At 66.9% G+C, this 25,303-nt stretch carries 19 protein-coding genes; 3 read left to right on the top strand and 16 right to left on the bottom strand.

Features of this window, described 5'->3' with window-relative positions; genetic code table 11:
- Positions 1 to 39: 39 nt before the first annotated feature.
- The 6 genes from ABDC78_RS12865 to ABDC78_RS12840 all read right to left on the bottom strand — a co-directional run bounded on the left by ABDC78_RS12865 (position 40) and on the right by ABDC78_RS12840 (position 6,369).
- Entirely contained in the window at positions 40 to 480 is a 441-nt protein-coding gene (locus ABDC78_RS12865; RefSeq protein ID WP_178358490.1) for an A24 family peptidase, read from the bottom strand.
- Positions 481 to 532: 52 nt separating this feature from the next.
- On the bottom strand, positions 533 to 1,348 hold the full coding sequence (locus ABDC78_RS12860) for a shikimate dehydrogenase (RefSeq protein WP_178358489.1): 816 nt from the start codon (positions 1,346 to 1,348) through the stop codon (positions 533 to 535).
- 60 nt (positions 1,349 to 1,408) lie between these two features.
- Positions 1,409 to 2,659, bottom strand: coding sequence for an endolytic transglycosylase MltG (gene mltG, locus ABDC78_RS12855; RefSeq protein ID WP_178358488.1), 1,251 nt, complete (start codon positions 2,657 to 2,659; stop codon positions 1,409 to 1,411).
- Positions 2,652 to 3,188, bottom strand: a complete 537-nt coding sequence (gene ruvX / locus ABDC78_RS12850) for a Holliday junction resolvase RuvX (RefSeq protein WP_178358487.1) — start codon at positions 3,186 to 3,188, stop codon at positions 2,652 to 2,654. Before ruvX ends, mltG begins: the two co-directional genes overlap by 8 nt.
- A gap of 4 nt (positions 3,189 to 3,192) precedes the next feature.
- Positions 3,193 to 5,886 carry an alanine--tRNA ligase gene (gene alaS, locus ABDC78_RS12845; RefSeq protein ID WP_178358486.1) on the bottom strand — a complete coding sequence of 898 codons (2,694 nt, stop codon included), beginning with the start codon at positions 5,884 to 5,886 and terminating at the stop codon, positions 3,193 to 3,195.
- Positions 5,887 to 5,979: 93 nt separating this feature from the next.
- Positions 5,980 to 6,369 (bottom strand): secondary thiamine-phosphate synthase enzyme YjbQ, encoded by a 390-nt coding sequence (locus ABDC78_RS12840; protein ID WP_347133500.1) that lies wholly within the window; start codon positions 6,367 to 6,369, stop codon positions 5,980 to 5,982.
- Between the two features lie 112 nt (positions 6,370 to 6,481).
- Here ABDC78_RS12840 and ABDC78_RS12835 point away from each other — a divergent pair, with 112 nt between their 5' ends.
- On the top strand, positions 6,482 to 6,790 hold the full coding sequence (locus tag ABDC78_RS12835; RefSeq protein ID WP_178358484.1) for a GlsB/YeaQ/YmgE family stress response membrane protein: 309 nt from the start codon (positions 6,482 to 6,484) through the stop codon (positions 6,788 to 6,790).
- A gap of 51 nt (positions 6,791 to 6,841) precedes the next feature.
- Here ABDC78_RS12835 and ABDC78_RS12830 read toward each other — a convergent pair whose 3' ends face one another.
- The 9 genes from ABDC78_RS12830 to ABDC78_RS12790 form a co-directional block, all read right to left on the bottom strand.
- Positions 6,842 to 7,333 (bottom strand): SRPBCC family protein, encoded by a 492-nt coding sequence (locus ABDC78_RS12830; protein ID WP_178358483.1) that lies wholly within the window; start codon positions 7,331 to 7,333, stop codon positions 6,842 to 6,844.
- A complete protein-coding gene (locus tag ABDC78_RS12825) occupies positions 7,330 to 7,641 on the bottom strand; it encodes a metalloregulator ArsR/SmtB family transcription factor (protein ID WP_178358530.1) in 312 nt (103 codons plus the stop codon). The genes ABDC78_RS12830 and ABDC78_RS12825 overlap by 4 nt, the downstream gene beginning before the upstream one ends.
- A gap of 133 nt (positions 7,642 to 7,774) precedes the next feature.
- The gene (locus tag ABDC78_RS12820; RefSeq protein ID WP_178358482.1) at positions 7,775 to 9,112 is read right to left on the bottom strand and encodes a replication-associated recombination protein A; all 1,338 of its coding nucleotides are present in this window, start codon (positions 9,110 to 9,112) and stop codon (positions 7,775 to 7,777) included.
- Between the two features lie 42 nt (positions 9,113 to 9,154).
- Positions 9,155 to 9,997 carry a DUF3097 domain-containing protein gene (locus tag ABDC78_RS12815; RefSeq protein WP_178358481.1) on the bottom strand — a complete coding sequence of 281 codons (843 nt, stop codon included), beginning with the start codon at positions 9,995 to 9,997 and terminating at the stop codon, positions 9,155 to 9,157.
- Positions 9,998 to 10,334: 337 nt separating this feature from the next.
- Positions 10,335 to 11,414: a putative zinc-binding metallopeptidase gene (locus ABDC78_RS12810; protein ID WP_178358480.1), complete on the bottom strand. Its 1,080-nt coding sequence runs from the start codon at positions 11,412 to 11,414 to the stop codon at positions 10,335 to 10,337.
- Positions 11,407 to 12,339, bottom strand: a complete 933-nt coding sequence (locus ABDC78_RS12805; protein WP_178358479.1) for a transglutaminase family protein — start codon at positions 12,337 to 12,339, stop codon at positions 11,407 to 11,409. Before ABDC78_RS12805 ends, ABDC78_RS12810 begins: the two co-directional genes overlap by 8 nt.
- Positions 12,336 to 15,029 carry a circularly permuted type 2 ATP-grasp protein gene (locus tag ABDC78_RS12800; RefSeq protein WP_178358478.1) on the bottom strand — a complete coding sequence of 898 codons (2,694 nt, stop codon included), beginning with the start codon at positions 15,027 to 15,029 and terminating at the stop codon, positions 12,336 to 12,338. Before ABDC78_RS12800 ends, ABDC78_RS12805 begins: the two co-directional genes overlap by 4 nt.
- Positions 15,029 to 18,403, bottom strand: a complete 3,375-nt coding sequence (locus tag ABDC78_RS12795; RefSeq protein ID WP_178358477.1) for a transglutaminase family protein — start codon at positions 18,401 to 18,403, stop codon at positions 15,029 to 15,031. Before ABDC78_RS12795 ends, ABDC78_RS12800 begins: the two co-directional genes overlap by 1 nt.
- 72 nt (positions 18,404 to 18,475) lie before the next feature.
- Positions 18,476 to 18,949: a helix-turn-helix domain-containing protein gene (locus ABDC78_RS12790; RefSeq protein ID WP_178358476.1), complete on the bottom strand. Its 474-nt coding sequence runs from the start codon at positions 18,947 to 18,949 to the stop codon at positions 18,476 to 18,478.
- A 95-nt stretch (positions 18,950 to 19,044) separates the two neighbouring features.
- Between ABDC78_RS12790 and ABDC78_RS12785 the strand changes: the two genes are divergently transcribed.
- On the top strand, positions 19,045 to 20,226 hold the full coding sequence (locus ABDC78_RS12785; protein WP_178358475.1) for a thiolase family protein: 1,182 nt from the start codon (positions 19,045 to 19,047) through the stop codon (positions 20,224 to 20,226).
- Between the two features lie 75 nt (positions 20,227 to 20,301).
- On the opposite strand, the gene ABDC78_RS12780 is transcribed toward ABDC78_RS12785, so the two are convergent.
- Entirely contained in the window at positions 20,302 to 20,751 is a 450-nt protein-coding gene (locus ABDC78_RS12780; RefSeq protein WP_178358474.1) for a nitroreductase family deazaflavin-dependent oxidoreductase, read from the bottom strand.
- A gap of 209 nt (positions 20,752 to 20,960) precedes the next feature.
- Between ABDC78_RS12780 and ABDC78_RS12775 the strand changes: the two genes are divergently transcribed.
- Positions 20,961 to 25,226: an AAA family ATPase gene (locus ABDC78_RS12775; RefSeq protein ID WP_178358529.1), complete on the top strand. Its 4,266-nt coding sequence runs from the start codon at positions 20,961 to 20,963 to the stop codon at positions 25,224 to 25,226.
- Positions 25,227 to 25,303: the final 77 nt, after the last annotated feature.

Raw genomic sequence — 25,303 nt, 5'->3', positions numbered from 1 at the left:
TTCGCACGGCGCGGGTATCCACCCGAAACTGCGCAAGGCCTAGATGACCACCGTCGCCACCGAAGCCGCCGCGGCCAGGCACATCGACGGGCCGTGCGGCAGCGGCGATCGGTCACCGCGGAGCAGCTGAATCAGTCCCAGCAGGCCCGTCAGCGCCGACGCTCCCATCGCGGCCGACAGCCACACCTCGGGTCCGAACGCACCGGTGAGTGCACCCAGGCCGATCGCGAGTTTGACGTCGCCGGCACCCATCGCCTGCGGCGCGACGACGTGCACCAACGCGTACGCCGCGAACATCGCCGCCGCACCCACCGCGGCGGTCCCCCCATGGCCGGTCAGCGCCGCGCCGCCGAGAACCACTCCCGCTCCGGGCAAGGTGAGCACATTCGGCAGTCGCCGCTGCCGAATGTCGAAGACGCTCAACACAATCAGCCAACAGGCCGCGCTGATGACCGCAACTGCCTGCCAGACCGGCCCCACCTGCTCAGGCTAAGGCCGCGGCAGGACCCTCCACGGCGCCAATTGCGCCGAGTCAGTGCTCGACGCCGAGGGCGGCCGTCATCACTTCCTTCGGCGCCGGCAGGCCGGTGAACTGCTCGACCTGCGTGAACGCCTGGTTGAGCAGCATCTGCAACCCGCTGATCACCCGGCCTCCGGCGGCCAGCACTGCCGCGGCGAGCGGGGTGGGCCACGGGTCGTAGATCGCATCGAGCAGAACCGGTGTCGCCGCCAGGACAGGCGCGTAGGGCGCGACAGCGTCGGCGGGCACGGTGTTCACCACGACGTCCACGCCGGCCACCGCATCCGCCAGCCCCGCGCCGCCGACGTCAGACCATTGCGCCCGGACGCCACAGCGGATCGCCAGGTCGACCAGCGGCGCCGCCTTGTCGGCGTTGCGGGCTGCCACCGAGATGTGTTGCGCACCAAGCCCGACCAGTCCCACGACCACCGAGGGCGCGGTACCGCCCGAACCGACCACCATCGCGCGGTCCGACACCGCCACCCCGGCCAGCGCACCCACCACACCGTCGATGTCGGTGTTGTCGGCATGCCAGCCTGCCGGCGAACGCACCAGGGTGTTGGCCGACCCGACCGACTTCGCGCGGTCGGTGGCGTCGTCGGCGAAGCGCAGCGCAGCGAACTTACCCGGCATCGTCACAGATACCCCCACCCATTCCGGGCCGAATCCACCGACCACACCGGGCAGTTGCTCGCCGGTGCATTCAATCCGGTCGTAGGTCCAGCCGTCGAGTCCGAGCGCACGATAGGCCGCCAGGTGCAGCTGTGGAGATCGCGAGTGCGCGATCGGGGAGCCGAGCACGGCCGCGCGGCGGCGACCGGTGCTCACCGCCGCCGTCTGCTCTTCGCGCAAGCGCTCATCGCCGCCGTCTGCTCTTCGCGCAAGCGCTCATCGCGCGGAGTCGAGCACGCCGTTGCGGATCGCCACCTCGATGTTCGCGAGATGCTGTTCGTACTCCCGGGTGAACAAGGTCGTGCCCTGCAGATCCACGGTCACGAAGTACAGCCAGTCCCCCGGTTCCGGTTGCTCGGCCGCGGCGAGAGCAGGTTGCCCCGGTGAGCAGATCGGCGTGGCGGGAAGCCCGGGCCGCACATAGGTGTTCCACGGCGTGGCCTGCCCCCGGTCGCCGTCGGTGGTCGCCACCTCGACGAGATCCAGCGGATAGTTCACCGTCGAGTCGAACTCCAGCGTGCGTTGCTCAGCCAACCGGTTGTAGATCACCCGGGCGACTTTCGAGAAATCCTGGGGCAGTGCTTCCCGCTGCACCAGCGACGCCACCGTCAGCACCTCGTAGGGCGATATGTTCAGCGCCGTCGCCGTTTCCAGCAGGCCGCTCTCTTCGTACTGCGCGGTGCTGGCCGAGATCAGCGTGGCCAGGATCTCCTGCGGCTCCGCCGACGGGTCGATGTTCCAGGTGCCGGGCGCGATCAGACCCTCCAACCGGCGATGGTCGGCACCGAGCGCGACGACGGCGTCTGTCGCCCAGGCGGGGACCGACAGCGTGGCCGGGTCGGCCGCCGCGGCGATGTCGCTGAGGCCTTGCGCCGCCACACACGTACGGTCACCGTCGAGGTCCACACACGAAGCGTCGGAGATCAGGGTGAAGATGCCGTCGGTGACCGCGTCGGTGGCGACATCGCGGGTGTCATCGAGCTGCCGACCTTCGGGAATGACCAGCCGACCCACCCGGTTGGCCGGATCGGCCAGACGGTTGACGGCATTGGCCGCGGGGATCTCCGTGCGGACCTTGTAGAAGCCGGGCTGAATGGCCGAGATCGCCGCATTGCCCGAAGCCGCGTCGACAAAAGCCTGGGATGTCGCCACGACGTTCTGATCCTGGAGGGTGTTGCCGATCGCGGTGGTGGAGTCCCCGGGGTGCACCTGGATCACCACATCGTTGATGCCGTCACCGGCGTAGTCGCCACCGCCGGAGTCACCGAACAGCGAGTTCCACATCGTGGAGCCGAGCAGGACCGCACCGACCACAACGACCACCAGGACGACCAGTGCCGTCACCGCGGCGACACGACGCCTGCGTTGGACCCGCGCTTCCTTGATCCGGTCCCGGCGGGTCAGCCGGCGCCGCGGAGGGCCCACCGCCAGCGGTTCGGCTCGTTCGCTACGCCAATCGTCAGCCATCCCCGACCTCTCCGTGTGCGGTCAGCGCCGCCCGCCGCTGGTCCAGCCAGTTCTGCAGAATCCCCACCGCCGCAACCTGATCGATCATCGTGCGTTGACCTTTGGCGCGGACCCCGGCCTCGCGCAGCGATCGCTGTGCCGTCACGGTGGTGAACCGTTCATCGGCCAGCCGCACAGGTTTCGGCGATATCCGCGCTGCAAGTAGGTCGGCGAGCTCGACGGCATCCCGGGCCGACGTTCCGGCACGATCGGCCAGCGTGCGGGGCAGCCCCACCACCACCTCGACCGCCTCGTGTTCGTCGATCAACCGCACGAGCCGTCGTAGGTGCCTGTCCGAACGACGATCCCGCGCGACCGTCTCCACCGGGGTGGCGAGGATTCCGTCGGGATCGCTGACGGCGACCCCGATGCGGACGCTACCGACGTCGATGCCGATCCGGCGACCGCGCCCCGGGTCCGCGGACGAGTTCGGGTCCCCGGGCTTGTCGGGCAGACGGTCCTCGCGTGCGGGGTCGTCGGTATGGGCCACCGGGTTATCTCCGGCCGATCTCTGCGCGTATCGCCGCCAGTGCCGCGTCGATACCCGCAGCGCCCTTACCTGAACCCTGCGCCAGGTCCGCCTTGCCCCCACCGCGGCCGTTGACCGCAGTAGCCATGAGCTTGACGAGATCGTCGGCCCGCAGCCCGAGATCCTGTGCGGCCTGGTTCACCGCAACCACATACGGAACGGAATCGTTGTCGCCCTCCGCAGTCAGTGCCACCACGGCCGGGTCGCTTCCGAGCTTGCCGCGGATGTCGCCGACGAGCGACCGCAGATCGCCCGCCGACATCCCGCCGGCCATCCGCTGCGCCACGACCCGGACCTTACCGATCTCCTCGGCCCCGGCGGCGGCGTTCGCTGCTGCGGCGCGTGCACCGGCCATCCGCAGACGGTCGAGTTCCTTCTCGGCTGCGCGCAGTCGTTCCACGAGATTGGCGACGCGCCCCGGCACTTCGTCCGAGGGCACCTTCAGCGTCGACGCGAGCCCGGCCATCAGCGCACGCTCCTTGGCCAGGTGCCGGAACGAATCCAGCCCGACGTAGGCCTCCACGCGCCGAATGCCCGACCCGACCGACGACTCCCCGAGGATCGTGACGGGACCGATCTGCGCCGAATTGCGAACGTGGGTACCGCCACACAACTCCAGCGAGAACGGCCCGCCGATCTCGACCACCCTGACCTCGTCGGGATAGGCCTCGCCGAAGAGCGCCATCGCACCCATGGACTTCGCCTTCTCCAGATCGGTGGTGAAGCTGTGCACCTCGAAGTCGGCCTCGACCGCTTCGTTGGTGACCTCTTCTATCTGGGTGCGTTGGTCTTCGCTGAGCGCGCCCTGCCAATTGAAGTCGAATCGCAGGTAACCGGGGCGGTTCAGGGAGCCGGCCTGAACGGCGTTGGGGCCCAGCACCTGCCGCAGGGCCGCGTGCACCATGTGCGTGCCCGAATGACCCTGGGTGGCCCCGTGGCGCCAGCGCGGATCGACGGCGGCGACGATCGTGTCACCCTCGACGAACTCGCCCGACTCGACGTTGACGCGGTGCGCCCACAGTGTCTTGGCGATCTTCTGGACGTCGGTCACCGCGGCTTTCGACGTCTCCGATGCACCGGTGCCGGTGACGGTGCCCTCGTCGGCGATCTGGCCACCCGACTCGGCGTAGAACGGGCTGCGATCCAGGATCAACTCGACGCGGGACCCCGCACCGTCGGAACCGTGCGCCACCACCGGAACCCGTTTACCGTCCACAAAGATTCCGAGAATTCTTGCCTCGGTGGTCAATTCGTCGAACCCGGTGAACTGCGTCGGTCCGGCGTCGACGAGATCACGATATGCCGACAGGTCTGCGTGGGCCTGCTTACGTGCGGCGGCATCGGCTTTGGCGCGTTGCCGCTGCTCGGCCATCAGGCCGCGGAAGCCTTCCTCGTCCACACTGAGATCGGCCTCGGCGGCCATCTCGAGGGTCAGTTCGATGGGAAACCCGTACGTGTCGTGCAGCGTGAACGCATCGGTTCCCGACAGCACCGCAGCGCCGGCGGCCTTGGTGGCCCGGGCCGCGTCGTCGAACAACCGCGACCCCGAAGCCAGTGTGCGGTTGAACGCGGTCTCTTCGGCCACCGCAATACGCTGGATTCGATCGAAGTCGGTGACCAGGACCGGATACGACGGCCCCATGGCGTCGCGCACGCAGGTCATCAGGTCGGCCATGACGGGCTGTTCGACCCCGAGCAGTTTCGCGGCGCGGATGATCCGGCGGAGCAATCGGCGCAGCACGTACCCGCGGCCCTCGTTGCCGGGGCTGATTCCGTCGGCGATGATGATCGCCGCGGTTCGACTGTGGTCGGCGATGATCCGGTAGCGAACGTCGTCATCGTGAACGCCCTGCCCGTAACCCCGAGGTGCCTGAGCGGCCACCAGGTCGATCGCGGGGCGCAGCAGGTCGGTCTCGTAGACGTTGTCCACGCCCTGGAGAAGGCAGGCCACCCTCTCGACGCCCATGCCGGTGTCGATGTTCTTGCGCGGCAGCGGGCCAAGAATCTCGAAGTCGTCCTTCGACGTGCCTTCGCCGCGTTCGTTCTGCATGAACACGAGATTCCAGATCTCGATGTAGCGGTCCTCGTTCGCCTCGGGCCCGCCCTCCACGCCGTAGTCGGGTCCACGGTCGTAGTAGATCTCCGAGGACGGACCGCACGGCCCGGGGATTCCCATGGACCAGTAGTTGTCGGCCATGCCGCGACGCTGAATGCGCTCAGGCGGCATCCCGGCGATGTCCTGCCACAGTTGGGCGGCCTCGTCGTCGTCCAGATAAACGGTGGCCCAGAGCTTTTCGGGATCAAACCCGTAGCCACCCTGCTCGACGGGTCCGGTCAGCAGCGTCCACGCCAACTCGATGGCCCCGGCTTTGAAGTAGTCACCGAAGGAGAAGTTGCCTGCCATCTGGAAGAACGTGTTGTGGCGGGTGGTGATCCCGACTTCGTCGATGTCAGGTGTACGGATGCATTTCTGGACGCTGGTTGCCCGATCCCACGGCGGGGTGCGCTGGCCGAGGAAGAACGGGACGAACTGGACCATGCCGGCATTGACGAACAGCAGGTTGGGGTCGTCGAGGATCACCGAAGCGCTGGGCACCTCGGTGTGGCCCGCGTTCACGAAATGATCAAGGAAGCGCTTCCTGATCTCGTGTGTCTGCACGTCTTGCTGTCCTCAGTTCTGGGTCATGGAGCCGATTCGTCGATCGGCCGTCACCTGCGAATACTCGACGCCCCACAGTACCGGTCCCCTCGGCTAGCCCTTCAAGAAGCTCAACCGGACCGAGCGTCGGGGGTTGTCGCTGTTCAGATCCACCAGCACGATGCTCTGCCAGGTGCCCAGCAACGGCCCACCGTCGCCCACCGGCACCGTGACCGACGGGGACACCAGCCCTGGGAGTACGTGGTCTGCTCCATGCCCGGGAGCCCCGTGGGCGTGGCGATAGCGGTCGTCGCGGGGCAGCAGGCGCTGCAGAGCTTCGATGAAGTCGTCATCGGAGCCGGCGCCGGTTTCGATGATCGCCACACCGGCCGTCGCATGCGGGACGAACACGTTGCACAGACCCTCGCCCTGCGAGGCGCAGAACGTCCGGACAGCATCGGTGAGATCGACGATCCGGCGCCGGGAGGTGTCCACATCGAGCACTTCGGAGTTCATGAGCTCCAGCGTACGAGCGGACCTGCAGATTGACGCGCGCGTTTATTGCGTCGGCAGCGAGGGTATTTATGCCGCAACCGCAGCCACGCAGGAGGACAACATGACCATCACCGGCATCATCACCGCCATCCTCATCGGCACCGTCGTCGGCATTCTCGGGCGCCTCGTTCTCCCCGGCAAGCAGCCCATCGGCATGCTGCTGACCATCGGCGTGGGGATCGTGTCGGCCTTCATCGGCACCGCCCTGGCCCGCGCGATGGGCGTCCCCACCGCAACCAGCGGCGTCGACTGGCTCGAACTGCTCGTCCAGGTTGTCGTCGCCGCCGTCGGTGTGGCCCTCGTCGCCGCGCTCATGGGTCGTCGCCGGAGCGGACTCATGGGCCGTCGGCGGTCCGGAATCATGCGCTAGCCCGCAGAGCGCACGTCGTGTGATCCCGGCTGGAGCCCCGACCAGCCGGGATCACTCCGTTCTGAGCACCTGGGGGTTGGCCAGCAGCGCGTCCAGCTTGTCGTAGCCCTCGGTCATGCCGCCCTCCATCCCGGACGACAGCAGTGCGTCGCGGGCCTCGGTGTTGGGACAGATCGATCGGCCGCGGAGCCGGGAACGCCCCCCGCCGAGGTCCTCGAACCACAGGTACTCGATGTTCACCATGTCGGGCGCGCCGTCGAACTCGAAGGTCTGCAGGATGAATTCGTTCTGCCGCACGGTGTGGAACGTGCCGTTGAACCCGAATGTGCCGTGTTCGTCGGTGTGGGAGTAGCGGTAGCCGCCATGGCTCTTGAAGTCCCACTCGCTGATGTCCATCTCGAGACCGTGCGGGCCCAGCCACTGCTTGACCAGGTCCGGTTCGGCGTGGGCGCGAAACACAGCGTCGGCGGGCGCATCGAACTCGCGGGTGAATTCCATGGCGAGGGTGTCGACGGGTGCTACCAGGTCGAGTGCGTTTGTCATCGGGGTTTCTCCTTCTCTTCGGTGAGCGCCGCCAGCAGGCCGTCCAGCCGGCGGTAGTTGCGTTCGGTGTCCAAGCGGTAGCGATCGATCCACGACGTCAGGTGCTCGAGCGCGGCCGCATCGAGATGCACGGGCCGACGCTGGGCGTCACGGCTCCGCGTGACCAGACCAGCGTGTTCGAGGACCTGAATGTGCTTGGACACCGCCTGTTTGGTGATGGCGAACGGAGCAGCCAGCTCGTTCACGGTTGCCGGTCCCCGCGACAGGCGCGCGATCAGCGCACGACGAACGGGATCCGCGAGCGCCATGAAGGCGCGATCCAATCCGGCCTCTCGTCCACCATCGTCAACCAATTAATCAACCTTTCTATTGATCAATCATTTGGTTGATTAAGACAGTAGGGCGCCTATCGGTTCTGTGTCAAGGGTCGGTCCGGCGAGGTCAGCGCAGGCGGCGAATGATCGCGCGCAGCTTGTCCACCCGGGTGGAGATCTCGCGCTCCGCACCTCGGGCGGTGGGCCGGTAGTAATCGACGCCCACCAACTCATCAGGTGGATACTGTTGGGCCACAACACCATCGGGGTCGTCATGCGAATACCGGTAGCCGATCGCGTTGCCCAGTTTCGAGGCCCCCGAATAGTGTCCGTCGCGCAGGTGTGCGGGCACCAACCCCGCCTTACCGGCCTTGATGTCGGCCATCGCGGCACCCAACGCGGTGGTGACCGCATTGGACTTCGGCGCTGTCGCCAGGTGCACCGTGGCGTGCGCCAACGTCAGTTGCGCCTCCGGCATTCCGATCAACTGCACCGTCTGCGCCGCCGCGACCGCGATCTGAAGCGCCGACGGATCCGCCATCCCGATGTCCTCGCTGGCGAGGATCATCAGTCGGCGGGCAAGGAACCGCGGGTCCTCCCCCGCCACCAGCATGCGCGCCAGGTAGTGCAGCGCCGCGTCGACATCGGACCCGCGGATGGACTTGATGAACGCACTGACGACGTCGTAGTGCTGGTCGCCGTCGCGGTCATAACGCACCGCCGCCCTGTCGAGTGACTGCTCGATGACTCCGACGGTCACCTCATCGCCTGTCTCCGCTGCCACCTCGAGCGCGGTCAGCGCCCGACGCGCGTCGCCGGCGGACAACTGCACCAGCAGGTCGATGGCCTCATCGCTGACCCGCACCCGGCCACCCAACCCACGGTCGTCGTCGATCGCGCGGCGGATCACCGCCGCGATGTCGGGGCCGGCCAGCGGCTGCAGTTGCAGGATCAGCGAGCGACTCAGCAGCGGAGCCACCACCGAGAACGACGGGTTCTCGGTCGTCGCAGCCACCAGCAGCACCACCCGGTTCTCCACCGCAGCCAGCAGAGCGTCCTGCTGAGTCTTGGAGAATCTGTGCACCTCGTCGATGAACAGCACCGTCTGCCCACCGCGCATCGAGGCCTGCCGCGCCGTGTCGATCACAGCGCGCACCTCCTTGACCCCGGCCGAGAGGGCCGACAACGCCTCGAATCGGCGCCCTGTGGCCTGCGAGATCAGTGAGGCGAGCGTCGTCTTCCCGGTTCCCGGGGGGCCGTAGAGGATGACCGACGCGGCGCCGGACCCTTCGATCATCCGGCGCAACGGCGAGTTCGGCTTGAGTAGATGCTGCTGACCGACGACCTCGTCGAGGGTGGCCGGACGCATCCGCACCGCAAGCGGTGACGACGACCCGCCGCCGAGACCGTCACCGGTGCCGCGGTCGGGTTCCGAGCCGGGCACGTCGAACAGGCTGTCGGACACGCTCCCTGCTTACCACTGCCCCACGACGCGACGGACGCGCCGTCAGGAATCGCTCGGCTGCGTGACGAAGTCGATCAACTCCTCGACCCGGCCGATGAGCGCCGGCTCGAGGTCGTTCCAGTCGCGGACGCGGCCGCGGATCTGCCGCCACGCGGCGGCGATATCGGCCTGGTCGCGATGCTTCCAACCCAGACGCGCGCACACCCCGTGCTTCCAGTCCTCGCCCTTGGGCACCCTCGGCCATGCTGCAACCCCGATCCGGGCGGGCTTCACCGCTTCCCAGATGTCGATGAACGGATGCCCGACGACGAGTGTGTGGTCGCCGCCCGGCCCGCGGCGTACGGCATCGGCGATCCGGGCCTCCTTGGAACCGGTCACCAGGTGGTCGACGAGCACTCCCAGTCGGCGCCCGGGGCCGGGCCGGAAATCCGAGACGATGGCGCCCAGATCGTCGACCCCGCCGAGGTATTCGACGACCACACCCTCGATCCGCAGATCCTCACCCCACACCTGCTCGACCAGTTCGGCGTCGTGGCGACCCTCGACGTAGATCCGGCTGGCCAGCGCGACCTTCGCGCGGGCACCGGCCACGGCGACCGAACCGGACGCGGTCTTGGCCGGGGCCGCTGCCGCCTTCTTCGGCGCCGTGAGGATGACGGGTTTGCCGTCGATCAGGTATCCCGGCCCGACCGGGAACGGTTTGGTACGGCCGTTCCGGTCCTCGAGTTCCATCCGGCCGTACTCGACACGCACCACCGCACCGACGAAGCCGGTCTGCACGTCCTCGACGACCAGGCCGATCTCCACCGGTCGTTCGGTGGAACGCGGTCGCCGGGCACGGTGCGGGTTGTCGGCAAGTATGTCGGTGCCGTATCGATCAGCCACCCGATGATCGTAGGGAGAAACCCGGCCGCCACCACCTACCCTCGCCGTGTGTTGCTCAATCGGAACACCGCACAGGGATTCGGCGGCGGCAGCATCACCCTGGTGCTGCGCCGTTGAGATGTGCCGCTCACAGGTCGCTTTATCGACGTGCCCTACCGGGCTCCCGACGAGCGTCCGGGCCTGGCGGCCGAGAGAGCGCGTCGCCGACCAACGCAGGCGGACTTCCCGCGCGCACCGAGCGCACGGTTTGTGACGACTTCGGGCACTTCTGCATCAGAATGCGTACGTTCGTCGACCGGACTCAACTTGCCGTGAGCACCGGGCATCGACGCTTGAACTAAGAGACCTGCGTTTGCTGCTGGCCACCCGAGGCCACCGCGAGTTTGGTGGGATCGGAGGTCACTTCGTCGATGACGGTGTGGATGAACCGCATCTTGTCCAGAACCGCGGGCGGCAGGACGAACGGATAGAGGTCGCCTCTGCCCATCGACCGATTCACCATGTTCAACGCCCATGCCAGGGGCAGCCACATTTCGATGATCATGTCGAATCCACTGGGACCCAGCACTCTACGGTCGAAGGTCGCCCCGGCCGGGGCCATCCCGAAGGCCGCGGCGGTGTCGAGAGTGTCGCGGATGTGCAGGTAGTGGGCGAACGTCTCGGCCCAATCCTCGGCGGGGTGCATCGTCGCGTAGGACGAGACGTAGTTGTTGACCCAGCCAACCGGCGCGCCCTCGCTGTAGTGCCGGTCGAGCGCTGCCTGGTAGTCGGCCTCGGGGTCGCCGAACAACTCGTGGTAGCGCCGCAGGTAGTCGTCGGAGGTGCCGATCAACCGGTACTGGTAGTAATGCCCGATCTCGTGCCGGAAGTGGCCCAGCAGCGTTCGGTACGGCTCGTCCATGGAGATGCGCAACTGCTCGCGGTGCACGTCGTCACCCTCGGCGAGGTCCAGTGTGATCAAACCGTCTTCGTGGCCGGTGAACACCTTCTCGAACTGGCTGGACAACAGGTCGAACGCCAGTCCGTACTGCGGGTCCTCGTCACGCCCGACGATCGGCAGCTTCAACTCCTGGAGCTCGGCAATCAGCCTGCGCTTGGCCTTCTCCGCGGCGGCGAACGATGCCAGCGCAACGGTGTCCCCGTCGTTGGGCCGGGTGCGGGTGAGCGCGCACGAGACACAGAGCTGGGCGACCGGGCTGCGCTCCACGATCCAATTGCATTTGGCAAGGTGAAGATTCGCGCACAGCCGATACTGGCTTGCGTCGACGGCCCCCGCGTGTTCACTCTCGGCGGGGGGCGCGATCACCAGGAGCGCCATGTCGTCGAGCGAAAAACCAAGTGAGCTACCGCAGTTGAGACAGACCGAATTCTCGAACGACAACCGCTGTCCGCAGTTCGGACAATTGAAGTCACGCATTGAGCACTCCCCCTTCATAGGGCGCGACGTCGACGGCGACGTTGATGACGCTGCTCTCCGAGTCGGTGTAGATGATGCCACGAAGCGGTGGGACGTCCGCGTAGTCTCGGCCGAAACCCACCGTCACGTAGCGCTCGTCGACCATCTGGTCATTGGTCGGATCCAGCCCCAGCCACAGATTCTGCGGCGTCCACACCGCTGCCCAGGCGTGCGTCGCGTCGATGCCGACCATACGTTCCTTCCCCGGTGGGGGATCGGTCGCCAGGTACCCGGAGACATAGCTGGCGGCCAGACCATTTGCGCGCAGACAGGCGATCGCCAGCCGCGCGAAGTCCTGACATACCCCTTCGCGCGCCGCCAAAACCTCGCTCACCTGAGTGGACACCGTCGTCGAACCCGACCGGTAGGTGAAGTCGGTGTAGATCCGCGACGTCAGATCGCGCAGCACCTCGATCAGCGCCCGGCCGGGGGTGAAGCTCGGGGCGGCGTACGCGCGCAGTTCGTCGGTGATCTCCGGCTGCCGCAGATCGAGGGTGAGTTCGGTGGCCAGGGCGCCGTCGGTGCCCACCGGTCGCGCGATCTCCCACGGCGCCCGCGCCGAAGAACCCTGGTAGAGGTCCGGCGGGGGTGAATCCACCTCGACCACCGACCTGCTGGTGATGCTGAGCTTGCGGTGTCGCTCGGTGACGTGGAAGTACGAGCTGAGGTTGCCGTAGGCGTCGCGACTGGTGGAACTGTCGGCGGCCTCCGGCTCGATCACCAACTCGTGGAACAGGCACCGCTGGCGTGCCGAGTCCCGCGGGGTCAGGAAGCCACGGCCGTACGAGCTGGTGACCACATCGGAGTAGCGGTAGACGGTTCGATGGGTGACCTCGTAGCACCGGCTCGTGCCGGAGGCGGTGGGTCCATCCGGAAACGCCGTCACGGAACCAGACGGCGTTCGTCGGGTCCCCAGAGCGGCTGCATGCCGCCCGGAAGCGACAGATGGGTCGCGGTGATGACACCGGACAGTTCGCGCAGATCCCGGTGGATGCCGGCGAGGAGGCCGTCCAGTTCGTCGCGCCCGCCCTCGGCGGTGACCTCTTCGAGCTCCGCCGGTTCGATGCGACGCAGCCTCATGGCGATCTCGTCGACCATGCGCTCGGTGGGCGACGAACCCGTCGCCCCGGGCAGCGACTTGAGGTTCGTCCGTAGTCGATCCAGCTGGTAGACCAATGACCGCGGGTTCTCCGCGTCGAACAACACCAGCTCCGCCACGCCCGCAACACTAACCATGCCCGGATTGCGCCTGCGGTAGATGACCAACGATTCGCACGCCACCAGAGTGGACTCGGTGATGGTCTGCTCGGCGTCGGGCAGCCGCGCCTTCGTCAGGGTGGCCCGCAGCAGCGCCGTCACCGCCTGGCCGCGCTCGATCCGCTTGCCGATGTCCATCATCGTCCAGCCCACGTCATGGACCATCGATTCGGCGACCACCCCGGAGAGCGCGAGCATCCCGGCGAGGGTGAGGGTGTTCGTCGACGACAGGAACGCGTCGCCCTCGGCCTGTGAATCCGGCGGTGTGTCGGGCCCGTGCAGCAGAGCGCGCTCCAAGGCGGACAACACCATCCAGGTGTCGTTGGACATCTGGTCACGGACCGATCGTGCGGCCAGGCTGAGGCGTTCCACGGACTGCGCCAACGAGCCGGAACGGTTGCGGTCGGCCGTCAGCGACCACAGCGTGGTCGGGGCGGTCGCCACCATCTCGACGTAGTCACTGCCCGCGCCGGTGTCGGTTCCGGTGATCCTGCCCAGGGCGGTCAGCAGCACCGGCACACATTCGCTGCCGGCCATCGCACGTCGGTAGCGATACTCGTGATAACGCTCGCGGGTGACCGTCAGGAGCCGCGCCATGTTCTCGGCACGCTCGGCGTACCGACCGATCCAGAACAGATCGGACAGCACGCGAGGTGAACTGATCTCGTGGGTGGGGCTCGAGGTGACCAACGGGGGCAGCTCAGCGCTGACGTCGACCTCGGACGGCCCCACCGACGTCGCGGTCAGAATCTTCTCCGCCGTCACACGAGTGGGCGTACGCACCCAGATATCCTTGGCAGCAAGGGTATTGAGCCGATAAGCCGCGGTCCCCGGGGCCAGCAGATAGCCCAGACCACCGATCATCGGTGCGTAGCCGCTGTGCTGGGCCACGGTGAAGAGCCGCATCCCGACGCTCGATGACGACAGCCCACCAGGACGGTAATCCGAAGGCGCCGAGGAGAACTGGGGCAGCTCCTGCCCCACCCACTGCCACGGATCGGACTCGATACGCGCCGCGAGCAATTCCCGCTGCGCGGCCGACAGCTCCGGGCCGACGATGGGTTCGCTGCCACCGACCGGTTTGATCAACAGCGACGCCAGGTTCGCCAACAGGTGCGAGCGCTCGACGTCGATACCGCCCCAATACAGCGGCGCGGTCGCCAGCAGCGGTGTCTCGTCGAGCAATAGTTCGGCCAGTTCCGGCAGAAACCGAAGCAACCCAGGGCTTTCCAGCACGCCACTGCCCAGAGTGTTGACCACCGTCACCGCGCCCCGGCGCAGCACCTCGACCAGGCCCACCACTCCCAACCGGGAGTCCGCACGCAGATCGAGCGGGTCGGCGAAGTCGGCGTCGACCCGGCGCAGCACCACGTCCACCCGCTTGAGGGTGCCCATCGACCGCATCCACAGTTTCCCGTCGCGCACCACCAGATCGGCGCTCTCGACCAACGGCAGGCCCAGCACACCAGCCAGATAGGCCTGATCGAACGCCGTCTCCGAGTGGATGCCGGGGCTGAGTACGACAACCACGGGCTCCTCGGCCGATTCGGGCGCTGCGTCGATCAGCGCCAGTCGCAGCGCCTGCGCCCATGGAGAGGCGGGACGGGGTCCGATCTGCTCGAAGAGGTCGGGAATGGCATGGGCGACCACGCGCCGGTCGGCCAGCGCATAGCCGGCGCCCGAGGGTGCCTGTGTCCAGTCGGCGTTGACGAGGAACTCCCCCGACACCTCTCGACTGATGTCGCACCCGTGCAGGAACAGCTGGTGGCGGCCCGGCACCTCGATGCCCCGGGCGGCACGCACATAGCCGGGATGGGCGAACAGGAGCTGCGGCGGGAGCACTCCGCTGGTGATCGAACGGCGCTCGCCGTAGAGGTCCGTCAGCACCGCGTCCAGCACCCTGGAGCGTTGCACCAGGCCGGCTTCCAGGGTGTCCCAGTCCGTTGCCGAGATCACCAACGGCAGCGCGTCGAGCTGCCAGGGACCCGGCATGGCCGCGCCATCCCCGTTGGTGATCGCATCACCGTTGTGATCGACCTGGATGTAGGTGATCCCGTCGTTGTCGACGAGGCTGCGGACCACGGCACGCAGGCGGTCCAGGCCCCCGCGGCCGCGCTCGCGTGCACAGTCGGCAAGCTCCTGCCAGGCCGGCCGGACTTCTCCTGCCGCATCGACGAATTCGTCGTAGCCAGGTGCTGCTCCGTGTCCGGTCGGCTGGACGTCGAAGAGCGCCTGCTGGGCCCGCATGGTGCGATACGGCGCCAGCGGGTTGTCGAAGTCGATCGCCCCGACTCCCGGACCTGTTGCGGGAAATGCCATTACTGCAGCACGGTACGCACTCGCCGCAGATCCAGGATCCCCGGCGCGCCCACATCGGTCGACTGGCGTGCCTGCTTCTCCCGCAGGCCCGCCAGATCCACCTTGCCGGGCGTGAAACCGCTTGCCTCGAACCGGCGACCACGACGCGATTCGGCCTCGACGGCGTTGACTGGTGGCGCGTCGTAGGACCGTCCGCCCGGATGCGACACGTGATACGTGCAGCCTCCCCGGGACACCCCCGAGGCGGAGTCGATGAGTTCGAAGCGCAGCGGGCCGTCGACGGTGATCGTCGGGTGAAGCGCGCTGGGCGGTTGCCAGGCGCGGTAACGCACGCCACCGACCTGCACATCAGGATTGTCGGTGGCCAGCATCGGAATCGGATGACCGTTGACGGTGACGATGTAGCGCTGCCGGTCGGCACCGATGAGCCGCACCTGGATTCGCTCCACCGACGAGTCGACGTACCTGGCGGTCCCCCCGGCGGTGGACTCCTCACCCAGCACGTTCCACGGCTCGATCGCGCCGCGAAGCTCGATCTCGACCCCGCTGAAGACCGCGGTGCCGATGCGGGGGAACCGGAACTCGGTGAAGGGGTCCAACCAGCTGGTGTCGAAGTCGATCCCGTGCGCACGTAGGTCGGCCGCGACATCGGCGATATCACTGATGATGAAGTGCGGCAACAGATATCGACCGTGGAGGTTCGCGCCGTGGCGGATCAGTGGGGCCCGAAGTGGTTCGTCCCAGAACCACGCCACCAGAGCCCGCACCAACAGCGATTGCACCATCGCCATCTGGTAGTGGGGCGGCATCTCGAATCCGCGCAACTCGAGCAGTCCGAGCCGGCCGCGGGCACTGTCGGGGCTGTAGAGCTTGTCGATGCAGAACTCGGCGCGATGGGTGTTCCCGGTGATGTCGGTGAGAAGGTGCCGTAGGGCCCTGTCGACGATCCACGGAGCGGAGCTTGCGGAGCGACCATGATCCGGAGCGGCGCTTGCGGAGCCACCATCTTCCGGCTCGAGCGTCTCCTCGACCTCGGAGAGTCGTGCGATCTCGGCGAAGGCGATCTCGAGTTCGTAGATCGAGTCCGGGCGCCCCTCGTCCACGCGGGGCGCCTGGGAGGTGGTGCCGATGAACCGGCCGGCGAACAGGTAGGACAGCGACGGGTGTCGCTGCCAATAGGTCAGCAACGAGACGAGCAGGTCCGGACGGCGCAGCAGCGGGGAATCAGCGGGAGTGATACCGCCGAGGGTGATGTGGTTGCCACCGCCGGTCCCGCTGTGGGTGCCGTCCACCTCGAACGACTCGGTGGACAGGCGTGCCTGACGGGCTTGTTCGTAGAGCGTCTCCAACTGCTCGCGCTGTTCGGCGAAACTGGCGGTCGGTGCGACGTTCACCTCGATCACGCCCGGATCCGGGGTGACGGACATCGACTGCAGCCGAGCGTCCGCCGGAGGTCCGTAGCCCTCGATCACCAGAGGGCAGCCGACCTTGGCTGCGGCCTTCTCGATTCGCGAGATCAGGTCGACGAAGTCGTCCAGTTCGTCGGTCGGCGGCAGGAAGACGTAGAGCAGGCCGTCGCGGATCTCGCCCACCAGCGCGGTGGTCGGCATCGGGTCGTCATCTTCCACCTCGGCGTCGTCGGCGGCGCCCGTCGACAGTGGCGGCCGATCCTGGAGCGGATCGGCGTCGAACGGCACCGGCGGCGGTTCCCAGCTGATCGATTTCAGGGGCAGTCGCAGCCCGGCCGGGGAGTCACCGTCCAGCAGCACGATGCGGCCGCGGCGCAGTCGCCAGTCCGCACTGGCCCAGCCCGACCCGTCGTCACGGCGATGCAATGGCAGCACGTACGCGGCAGGCTCGGCGACCGGCTCCTCCAGACTGGCCAGCAGCGCAGCGCGCGCGCTCGAGCTGTCCGATTCGAGGTCGTCCTCCTCGGCGACCGGATCACCCTTCGGCTGGCGCACCGCGGCGGCCAACCTGCTCAGCGGGTCTTCGTACGCGGCGCGGACCTGGCTGGCAGGGAGCCCCAGCCCGTCGGCGACGGCGTCGAGAAGTTGGCGGCCGGCGTCGGCGGGCAACGCGATCGGGTCGGGCTTCTCGGGCCACGGGTCTGCCAGGAGTGCTTCGTCTGTCCACAGGGGTTCGCCGTCGGTGCGCCAGTGCAGCCCGATCTGCCAGCGCGGCAATGGCTCCCCGGGATACCACTTGCCCTGATTGCGCTGTACCAGCCCCTGCGGCGCCCAGATCTTCTTCAGCCGTGCCGCCAGCGCGGAGGCACGAACCCGCTTGTGCTCGCCATCGGCGTCGGTGGTCCACTCCGGGTCCACCTGGTTGTCGATCGAGACGAAGGTGGGTTCACCCCCGACCGTCAGCCGCACGTCACCGTCGGCCAACCGCTGGTCGACGACGGCGCCGAGCTCGTTGATCTCGGCCCATGACTCCTCGGTGTAGGGCAGCGTGACGCGCGGGTCCTCGTGGATTCGGGTGACGACGTTGGTGAATTCCAGCGTGGTCTCACTTGGCTCGGTCGCGCCGGTGATCGGCGCCGCCGATTCCGGATGCGGGGTCGCCGACAGCGGGATGTGTCCCTCGCCGGCGAACAGACCCGAGGTGGGGTCCATCCCGATCCACCCGGCGCCCGGGATGTACACCTCGGTCCAGGCGTGCAGATCGGTGAAGTCGGCGGCCGGACCCGACGGGCCGTCGAGGGCCTCGACGTCGGAGGTGAGCTGAACCAGATATCCCGACACGAAGCGCGCCGCCAGGCCCAGCTGCCGCAGGATCGACACCAGCAGCCACGCCGAGTCCCGACAGGATCCGATTCCGGTGCGCAACGTGAAATCCGGTGTCTGCACGCCGGGTTCCATGCGGACGCTGTAGCCGACGTCGGCGTTGACCGCATGGTTGAGGGCGACGAGGAAGTCGATGGTGCGGGTGCCCGGGGGGACCGAGAAGTTCTGCACCCACGCCTCGGCGAGGTCACCCGGGCCCGAGCCGCCTCCGCTCTCGTCGACCGGTCGCAAATAGGGCTTGAGATCCTCGGCCAGCGCCCGTGGGTATTCGAACCCGACACGTTCGGCGTAGTCCTCGATGAAGAAGTCGAAAGGATTGATCACCTTCAGATCGGCGATCAGCCCGACGGTGATCGTCAGGCTCCGGGTGCGCGTCGGGAAGACGAGCCTGGCCATGAAGTTGCCGAATGCGTCCTGCTGCCAGTTGACGAAGTGATCGGCGGGCTCGACGTTCAGCGAGTAGGCCTCGATCGGGGTACGCGAGTGCGGCGCCGGCCGCAACCGGACGACGTGCGGAAAGACCTCGACGAGACGGTCGAATGTGTAGCTGGTGCGGTGCTCCAGCGCCACTTTGATACCCATAACGTCAAATCCCATCACACCCGGGACAGCGATGCAGATCGCACTCGCCGTAGCCGGCCCGCCAGGTGGACCCTATCGGGAGCGCGCCACCCGCATTCCGAGTTCTTCCGGCGGCACGTCGTGCCCGTCGGCGCAGCGCATGACGACCGCCGCCTCCGCGCCGCACCCCTCGTGAGTCAGCCGCAGCGGTGCCGGGGCGGGCAGGTGTCGCTGACCCCACTCGAACATCGCCCACACCACCGGCATGAAGTCGGTGCCCGCCTGCGTGAGGACGTACTCGTCGCGGCTGCGCTGCCCGGGCTCCTGGTAGGGCTGACGCTGCAGCAGGCCCGCTTCGACGAGGTCGGCCAGGCGGGCGGCCGCCGCGGCCTTCGTGATGCCGACCCGGCGCCAGAAATCGTCGAAGCGGGTGGTGCCGTAATACGCCTCGCGCAGGATCAGCATCGCCGATTTGGCGCCGAGCACACCCATCGTCTTCTCGATCGGGCACTGCCCCACGGCCGACCACGCGTCCCGATCTGTCAGTACGCCCTGCAGCACTGTCATGGAATTCACCCTCCCGCTGAGTTGTTGTCACTATACCTAGATGCTATAGCTGAGTATGCAAAGCAATACTCAGTGGCGAGATTCAGGAGGCAGTGATGATCGGATCCACAGGTCGCGACGCGGTGATCGTCGCGGCGGTACGGACACCCATCGGCAAGGGCAAGGCGAACGGAGCACTGCACGACGTGCTGCCCGTCGACCTGCTCGCCCACAGCCTTCGCGAGGTGGTGAACCGCACCGGCATCGATCCCGTCCTGATCGACGACGTGATCGCGGGCGCCGTCACCCAGGTCGGCGATCAGTCCGTCAACATCGCCCGCAACGCCCTGCTCGGCGCAGGGTTCCCAGAGACTGTCCCCGGAACGACCGTCGACCGTCAGTGCGGCAGCAGCCAGCAGGCGATCCACTTCGCCGCACAGGGTGTCGTTGCCGGCGCCTACGACGTGGTCATCGCCGCCGGTGTCGAGTCGATGTCGCGGGTTCCGATGGGATCGAGCGTGCTCCCGGGAAGCGACCCGTTCGGGGCGATGGCGAAGCGGTATCCGGAAGGCCTTGTGCCGCAGGGCATCAGCGCTGAACTGATCGCCGCCAGATGGAGTCTGTCACGAACCGAACTCGACGAGTTCTCCGCGCGTAGCCACGAGAAGGCCGCCGCCGCCACCAAGGAGGGCCTTTTCGACAACGAACTGGCGCCGATCGCCGGCCTGAGCACCGACGAGATCATCCGTCCCGGGACCACCGTCGACACGCTCGCCGGGCTCCGGCCCGCGTTCTACAACCCGGCCTACGAATCACGCTTCCCCCAGATCAACTGGGAGATCACTCCGGGTAACAGCTCGCCGTTGTCCGACGGCAGCGCGGCGGTGATGATCACCACCAGCGAGGTCGCGCAGCGCCTCGGTCTGCGGCCACTGGCCCGCATCCACACCACCACCGTGGTCGGATCCGATCCGCTCTACATGCTGACCGGCGTGATCCCGGCGACCGAGAAAGTACTCACCAGGGCGGGGCTGACCCTCTCCGACATCGACCTGTTCGAGGTCAACGAGGCGTTCGCCCCCGTGGTGCTGTCGTGGGCACGTGACACCGGCGCGGACCTGGCGAAGACGAACGTCAACGGCGGCGCGATCGCGGTCGGGCATCCGTTGGGAGCCAGCGGCGCACGCATCATGACCACGTTGGTCAACGCGCTGGAGCAGCGAGGTGGCCGCTACGGCCTGCAGACGATGTGTGAGGGCGGTGGCATGGCCAACGCCACCATCATCGAACGCCTCTGAACGACCGCCGAGACTGTATTCCACGCGGCCAAACCCGCCAAAAGCGCACGCGGAATACAGTTTCGGCGAAAGTCCTCAGACGCGGGTCAGCTCGAACAGCGGGATGGCGCGGTCGGTCTTCGCCTGGTAGTCGGCGAACACCGGCGCCACCTCGGTCAGCTTGGGGTAGGTGGCGTCGCGCTCGTCGTCGGGCAGCTCGCGCACGTCGACGTCATAGGCCTCGGTGCCGATCTCGATGTGCGCCCGCGGGTTGGCCCGCAGGTTGTGCACCCACGCCGGGTCTCTCGGCGCGCCCGCGTAGCTCCCGATGATGAGCATCTTGTCGTCGATGGTGATGTAGGCCAGCGGCGAGAGCCGGGACTTGCCCGACTTGGCGCCGGTGGTGTGCAGCAGCAGCAGGGTGCCGCCCTCGAACGGCCCGCCGACCTTGCCGCCGTTGGCACGGAACTCCTCGACGACGCCGCGATTGAAATCGTCGAGCGCCGCCGTGTCGGCGACGAGCTTGTCTTTGTCGAGTTCAGTCATCACTTCTCCAGCTACTCCGGCTCGGCGTCTGTTCCTGGCCAACCACACCACTGAATCGAAAACCCGGCTGCGATCTGACGATTCAGTCAATATGATAGGCGACCTGGTCCATTTCGGAGGGGGGCCGTCGCATGCGTGATGCTCTTCCACCATCGCGCCGCCAGACCGACGGTTCGCACAGACATGAATCTCGCACGATGACATCGCCGTTGCTGGACATCGGTGAACACGTGGTCGGACGCCAACCCGAGTTCGCCGAGCTCCGTGCAGCCGTTTCGACGGCCGAACGGGACGGTGGCACATGCGTTTTGCTGAGTGGGGCACCGGGAGTCGGGAAGTCAGCGCTCATTCAAGCCGTTGGCGGCGAGCTCTCGAAGCGCAACTGCATATTCGCATATGGCCGGTGCCGCGACGGCGCACCAGCTCCTTACTCAGCCGTCGCAGACGCGCTGGCCTCGACACTCCGCGCGATGAAGGTCACTGCCCCTGCCGAGCGGGAACGCTGGCGAGCCGACCTTGCCAGCGAAACATCGACACTCGCCGGCGTCCTCGGCGAGCTCGTACCGGAGCTTCGCGAGACGCTGGGCGAGGCATTGGCGGTGGCAGACCTCGATGCCTCCGAGACCCGCCGCAGACTGCATCGCGCTGCCATCCGATTTTTGTCCATCACAGCGTCCTACCGGACTGTGGTGTTGGCGATCGACGACCTCCAATGGGCCGATCGAGACTCGATCTCGCTGCTGGCTGAACTGCTGACGGTGGCGCCGCGAAATGTCCTGGTCCTCGGCGCACATCGGGCGGGAGAATTCGACGCGACCGCAAACGGTATCGCCGCCACGAGCATGACGCTCAACCCGTTGAACTGTGCCGATGTCGAGTCCATGCTCGCCGACGTAGTGGGCAGCTCCAGCGAACTGCACGAGGTAGCGAAGGAATTCCAGCACCGGACGGGTGGAAATCCTCTACAGATCCAACAGCTGCTGTACCGCGTCCAGCGCGAAGGCGCTCTCATGCCCGGGGGCGACGACGGCCACCCGGAATGGGATCTTCGCATCCTGTCCTCGATCGAAGTCTCGGCCACGGAGGCCGAGTTCCTCCATCGCTATCTCGGGCAACTACGCCCAGCCGACCGGGCGGTTCTCAGTTCGTTGTCCTGCATCGTCGGCGAGTTCGATCTAGCCGATGCCGCAGCAGCCGCCGCAGAGCCGGCCGATGTTGTGGCGCAAACACTTTGGTCCTGCCTGGAATTACGACTGCTCGATGCCGTCGACAGTGGTGGCCGACGAATCGCCAACACGATCAGCCGTGACGCACGGTACCGATTCAGCCACGACCGGGTAGCTGAATCGGCACGGGCGGGACTCCCTGACGAATCACAGCGGGAGATCCACCTGCGCATCGGAAGACGACTGGTCGACTTGGGAGACGACCGACTGTTCGAGGCGGCTCGGCATGTGGGCATCGGGGGCCGGGTCACTGTCGACGACAACGAACGAGTCCGGTTCGTGGAAGTGCTTCGGCGCGCGGCAGCGAAGGCCAGGGCGCAGGCGTCGTTCCCACTGGCGCTCGACTTCAGCCTGAGCGCACTGGCTCTGCTCGGTGAGCAGCGCTGGGCCGGTCACTTTCTGCTCGCCCGGAGCCTTCAACTCGACGCCGCCGAAGCCGCCCTGCTGGTCGGCGATGTGACCACCCTGCATGCGCTCCTCGACGAGGCCCAAGCAGTGCTGCAGGAGCCGACCGATCGCGCCCGTCTCGCGTACCTGCGCATCAAAGGTCGGGTGGCAGAGAACCGTCTCCGAGAGGCGCTCGAAACGGGGCTACGGGCGCTCGACGACCTTGGCGAGCCGCTACCGCCGGAAGCCGGCAAGCCGCGCATGGCCAATGCGCTCCTGAGGATGAAGATCACCACCCGCCGTTGGAGCGCGGAGCAACTGCTGCGCATACCCCAGTGTGACGACCTGCTGGTGATCGAGATTCAGCGCATCCTCGCCGAGCTTCGCAGCCTGTCTTATCTCGTTCGGCCGAACCTCTTCCCCCTGATCGTGCGCAAGCAACTCGACCTGACACTGGCCAATGGCCACACCCCTAGCTCTCCGCTGGTCCTGGCCAGCTACGGGCTGCTGCTGGTGATGACCGGTGACCGGACCGGCAGTCAGCGGTTCGGTGAGGTGGCTGTGGTTCTCGCAGAACGCGACGAGTATCTGGAGGCACGGCCGGAGACGCTGTTCATGTACCTGAACTTCATCCGTCACTGGCGCCAACCGCTCCGAGACAGCCTGGACCAGCTCCGCCACACCATCACCGACGCACTTGACCGGGGAGATCAGGAGTACGCGGGGTTCCTCTCAGCGGTCCTGCTGGGCCAGTCCTTCTGGGTCGGCCGCCCACTGGCAGAAATCGACTCTCTCGCTCGATCCCTCATCCCGGAGATCCGCTCCCAACCTGTCCCCCGCGCGCTCTGCCAAGCAGTCCAACAACTCTGTCTCAATCTGATGGGCCGCAGCGATGACCCCTTTCTGCTCGCCGGTGAAAGCGGCTACGACGAGCGCGATGCATTGCCGGCGGCCCGTCGCGAAGGTAACGAGGTTGCTTTGAGCTCGGCCGCCACCATGAAGGTCGGCCTGCACTTCTGGGGCGGCGACTACAGGGGCGCCGCCGCGGTGGCGGATGAGGCCATCGAGCACGCCGGCGGGATGGCGGGTACCGCGATCCTGCAACTCATTCACATGGTGGACGCCATCAGCCGGATCAACGACGCACCGCGCGACCGGTCGACTGCCCAGTCGGTGCGCCAGGCGTTGCGCTTGCATCGCGCGTGGGCGGAGGACGCGCCTGCCAACTACGCCGCACCATGTGCGCTGATCGAAGGGGTGTGGGCGCGGGCCCGGGGGCACCATCGGAAGGCCGAGCATCACCTCGACACGGCGATCGAGCTCGCGGAGGAGCACCGGCTTCCGATGATCGCCGCCCTCGCCCACGAAGAGGCCGCCACGCTCTACGCCGAGTGCGGGCGGACCAGCATGCGCGATCACATGCTGCGCCAGGCATATCAACGCTGGTCGAGCGTCGGGGTCGTGCTGCGAACGGACCGGCTTGCCCGAGCACATCCCTGGCTACTCAGCCGAGATCTGGCTCAGCAGGGAACGACGGGCATCGACCCGGTCGGTGCGCATCAGCTCTCACGGGCACTGTCGGGAGCACGCACCCAGGAAAGCCTGGCGAACATCATCCTGCGTTCTGTCGCGAACACCACCGGCGCCGACCGCATCCTGCTGCTCAGTGCGGGCGAGCAACTCTTGGTACAGGCCAACTACCACGACGGCGATGTCACCACAGCTGATGGGCCGCGGAACGAACCTCCCTATGACCGCGACATCGTCAAGCGTGTCATCGACAGCGGCACGCCCTGGGCGGCGACGTCTGTCCTCGTATCGCCAATACGACTGCAGGACAACGTCATCGGGATTGTTTATGCAGAAATCAACGGGTCAGACAAACGCTTCAGATCCGATCACGAGGACGCGGTCGCTTTCCTGTGCTCGCAGGCGGCCGCGCCGCTGGGGAACTTCCAGCTCGAGGCCCGCCTTCAGGCCGCCGACGAATATCGGCACGCGCTGATCGATGCGCAGTCGAGGTTCGTCCCGAACGAACTACTGCGAATCCTCGACCTCGACGACCTTCGCCGCGTTCGTTCCGGCCACCGCGTGGAACGCGAGATGACGGTTCTCATCAGTGACATCCGCGGCTACACAACCATGCTCGAGGACATGGATGTGTCGGAGGCCAGCAATCTCGCCATGGGCTTTCTGCGGGCAGTCGAACTGCCGGTCATCAGCTGCAACGGATTCGTCCAGGACGTCCGCGGCGACGAGATCGTCGCCGTCTTCGACTCGGAGGCTGACGCCATCCGGGCGGGATTGGCCATGCTGCGCTCGTTGCGCGAGCACAACCAGGAGCGCTCCGCCGCGGGCTCCGAGCCACTACGCGCGGGAATCGGCATCAACACCGGCACAGTGGGAGTCGGGCTCGTCGGCGGGGTGAACCGCATGGTGCTGTCCATCATCGGCGATGCGGTGAATCTGGCGGCCCGGATCGAAAGTACCAACAAGCGTTACGGTTCCGCTTTGCTGATCTCCGATGCAACCCGGCTACGACTCACGGATTGCGACGAGTTCGATATCCGCCGCATGGAGCGTGTGATGGTGGTCAACCGACGCCGCCCCGTGACGATTCACGAAGTCTACAACGATGATTCAGGCGACTTGCGCGCCGCGAAGCGATCGGCACAGGATGCGTTCGACGAGGCCTTCGCGCTGTTCGACGCCGGAGACATCGATCAGGCACGTACCGCATTCGAGCGATGCCGAGTGTTGCTGCCCGATGATCCGGTCGCGCCAATGCATCTCGCGCACTGCGAGGCGGTGGCACGCGGCGAGATGACGCCCGGCCAGGAGATTGTTTTACTTCAGAAATAGTTCAGAGTTGCTGCGAAAAGCATGTAGCCACAGCTCTACCCACAGGTGACATCTTCTGCCATGATTTCAAGATCATC

Source organism: Mycobacterium sp. DL (assembly GCF_039729195.1).
Taxonomy (GTDB): Bacteria; Actinomycetota; Actinomycetes; order Mycobacteriales; family Mycobacteriaceae; genus Mycobacterium; species Mycobacterium hippocampi_A.
Note: the sequence above shows the minus strand (reverse complement) of the source record. Positions and strands in the feature narration are given on the sequence as shown.

What these genes read in the sequence shown, in the direction of transcription:
- mltG (WP_178358488.1), bottom strand. Translation starts at nt 2,659, where the DNA reads ATGGCTGACGATTGGCGTAGCGAACGAGCCGAACCGCTGGCGGTGGGC.
- ABDC78_RS12835 (WP_178358484.1), top strand. Translation starts at nt 6,482, where the DNA reads ATGACCATCACCGGCATCATCACCGCCATCCTCATCGGCACCGTCGTC.
- ABDC78_RS12830 (WP_178358483.1), bottom strand. Translation starts at nt 7,333, where the DNA reads ATGACAAACGCACTCGACCTGGTAGCACCCGTCGACACCCTCGCCATG.
- ABDC78_RS12825 (WP_178358530.1), bottom strand. Translation starts at nt 7,641, where the DNA reads ATGGCGCTCGCGGATCCCGTTCGTCGTGCGCTGATCGCGCGCCTGTCG.
- ABDC78_RS12810 (WP_178358480.1), bottom strand. Translation starts at nt 11,414, where the DNA reads ATGCGTGACTTCAATTGTCCGAACTGCGGACAGCGGTTGTCGTTCGAG.
- ABDC78_RS12800 (WP_178358478.1), bottom strand. Translation starts at nt 15,029, where the DNA reads ATGGCATTTCCCGCAACAGGTCCGGGAGTCGGGGCGATCGACTTCGAC.
- ABDC78_RS12795 (WP_178358477.1), bottom strand. Translation starts at nt 18,403, where the DNA reads ATGGGTATCAAAGTGGCGCTGGAGCACCGCACCAGCTACACATTCGAC.
- ABDC78_RS12790 (WP_178358476.1), bottom strand. Translation starts at nt 18,949, where the DNA reads ATGACAGTGCTGCAGGGCGTACTGACAGATCGGGACGCGTGGTCGGCC.
- ABDC78_RS12785 (WP_178358475.1), top strand. Translation starts at nt 19,045, where the DNA reads ATGATCGGATCCACAGGTCGCGACGCGGTGATCGTCGCGGCGGTACGG.
- ABDC78_RS12780 (WP_178358474.1), bottom strand. Translation starts at nt 20,751, where the DNA reads ATGACTGAACTCGACAAAGACAAGCTCGTCGCCGACACGGCGGCGCTC.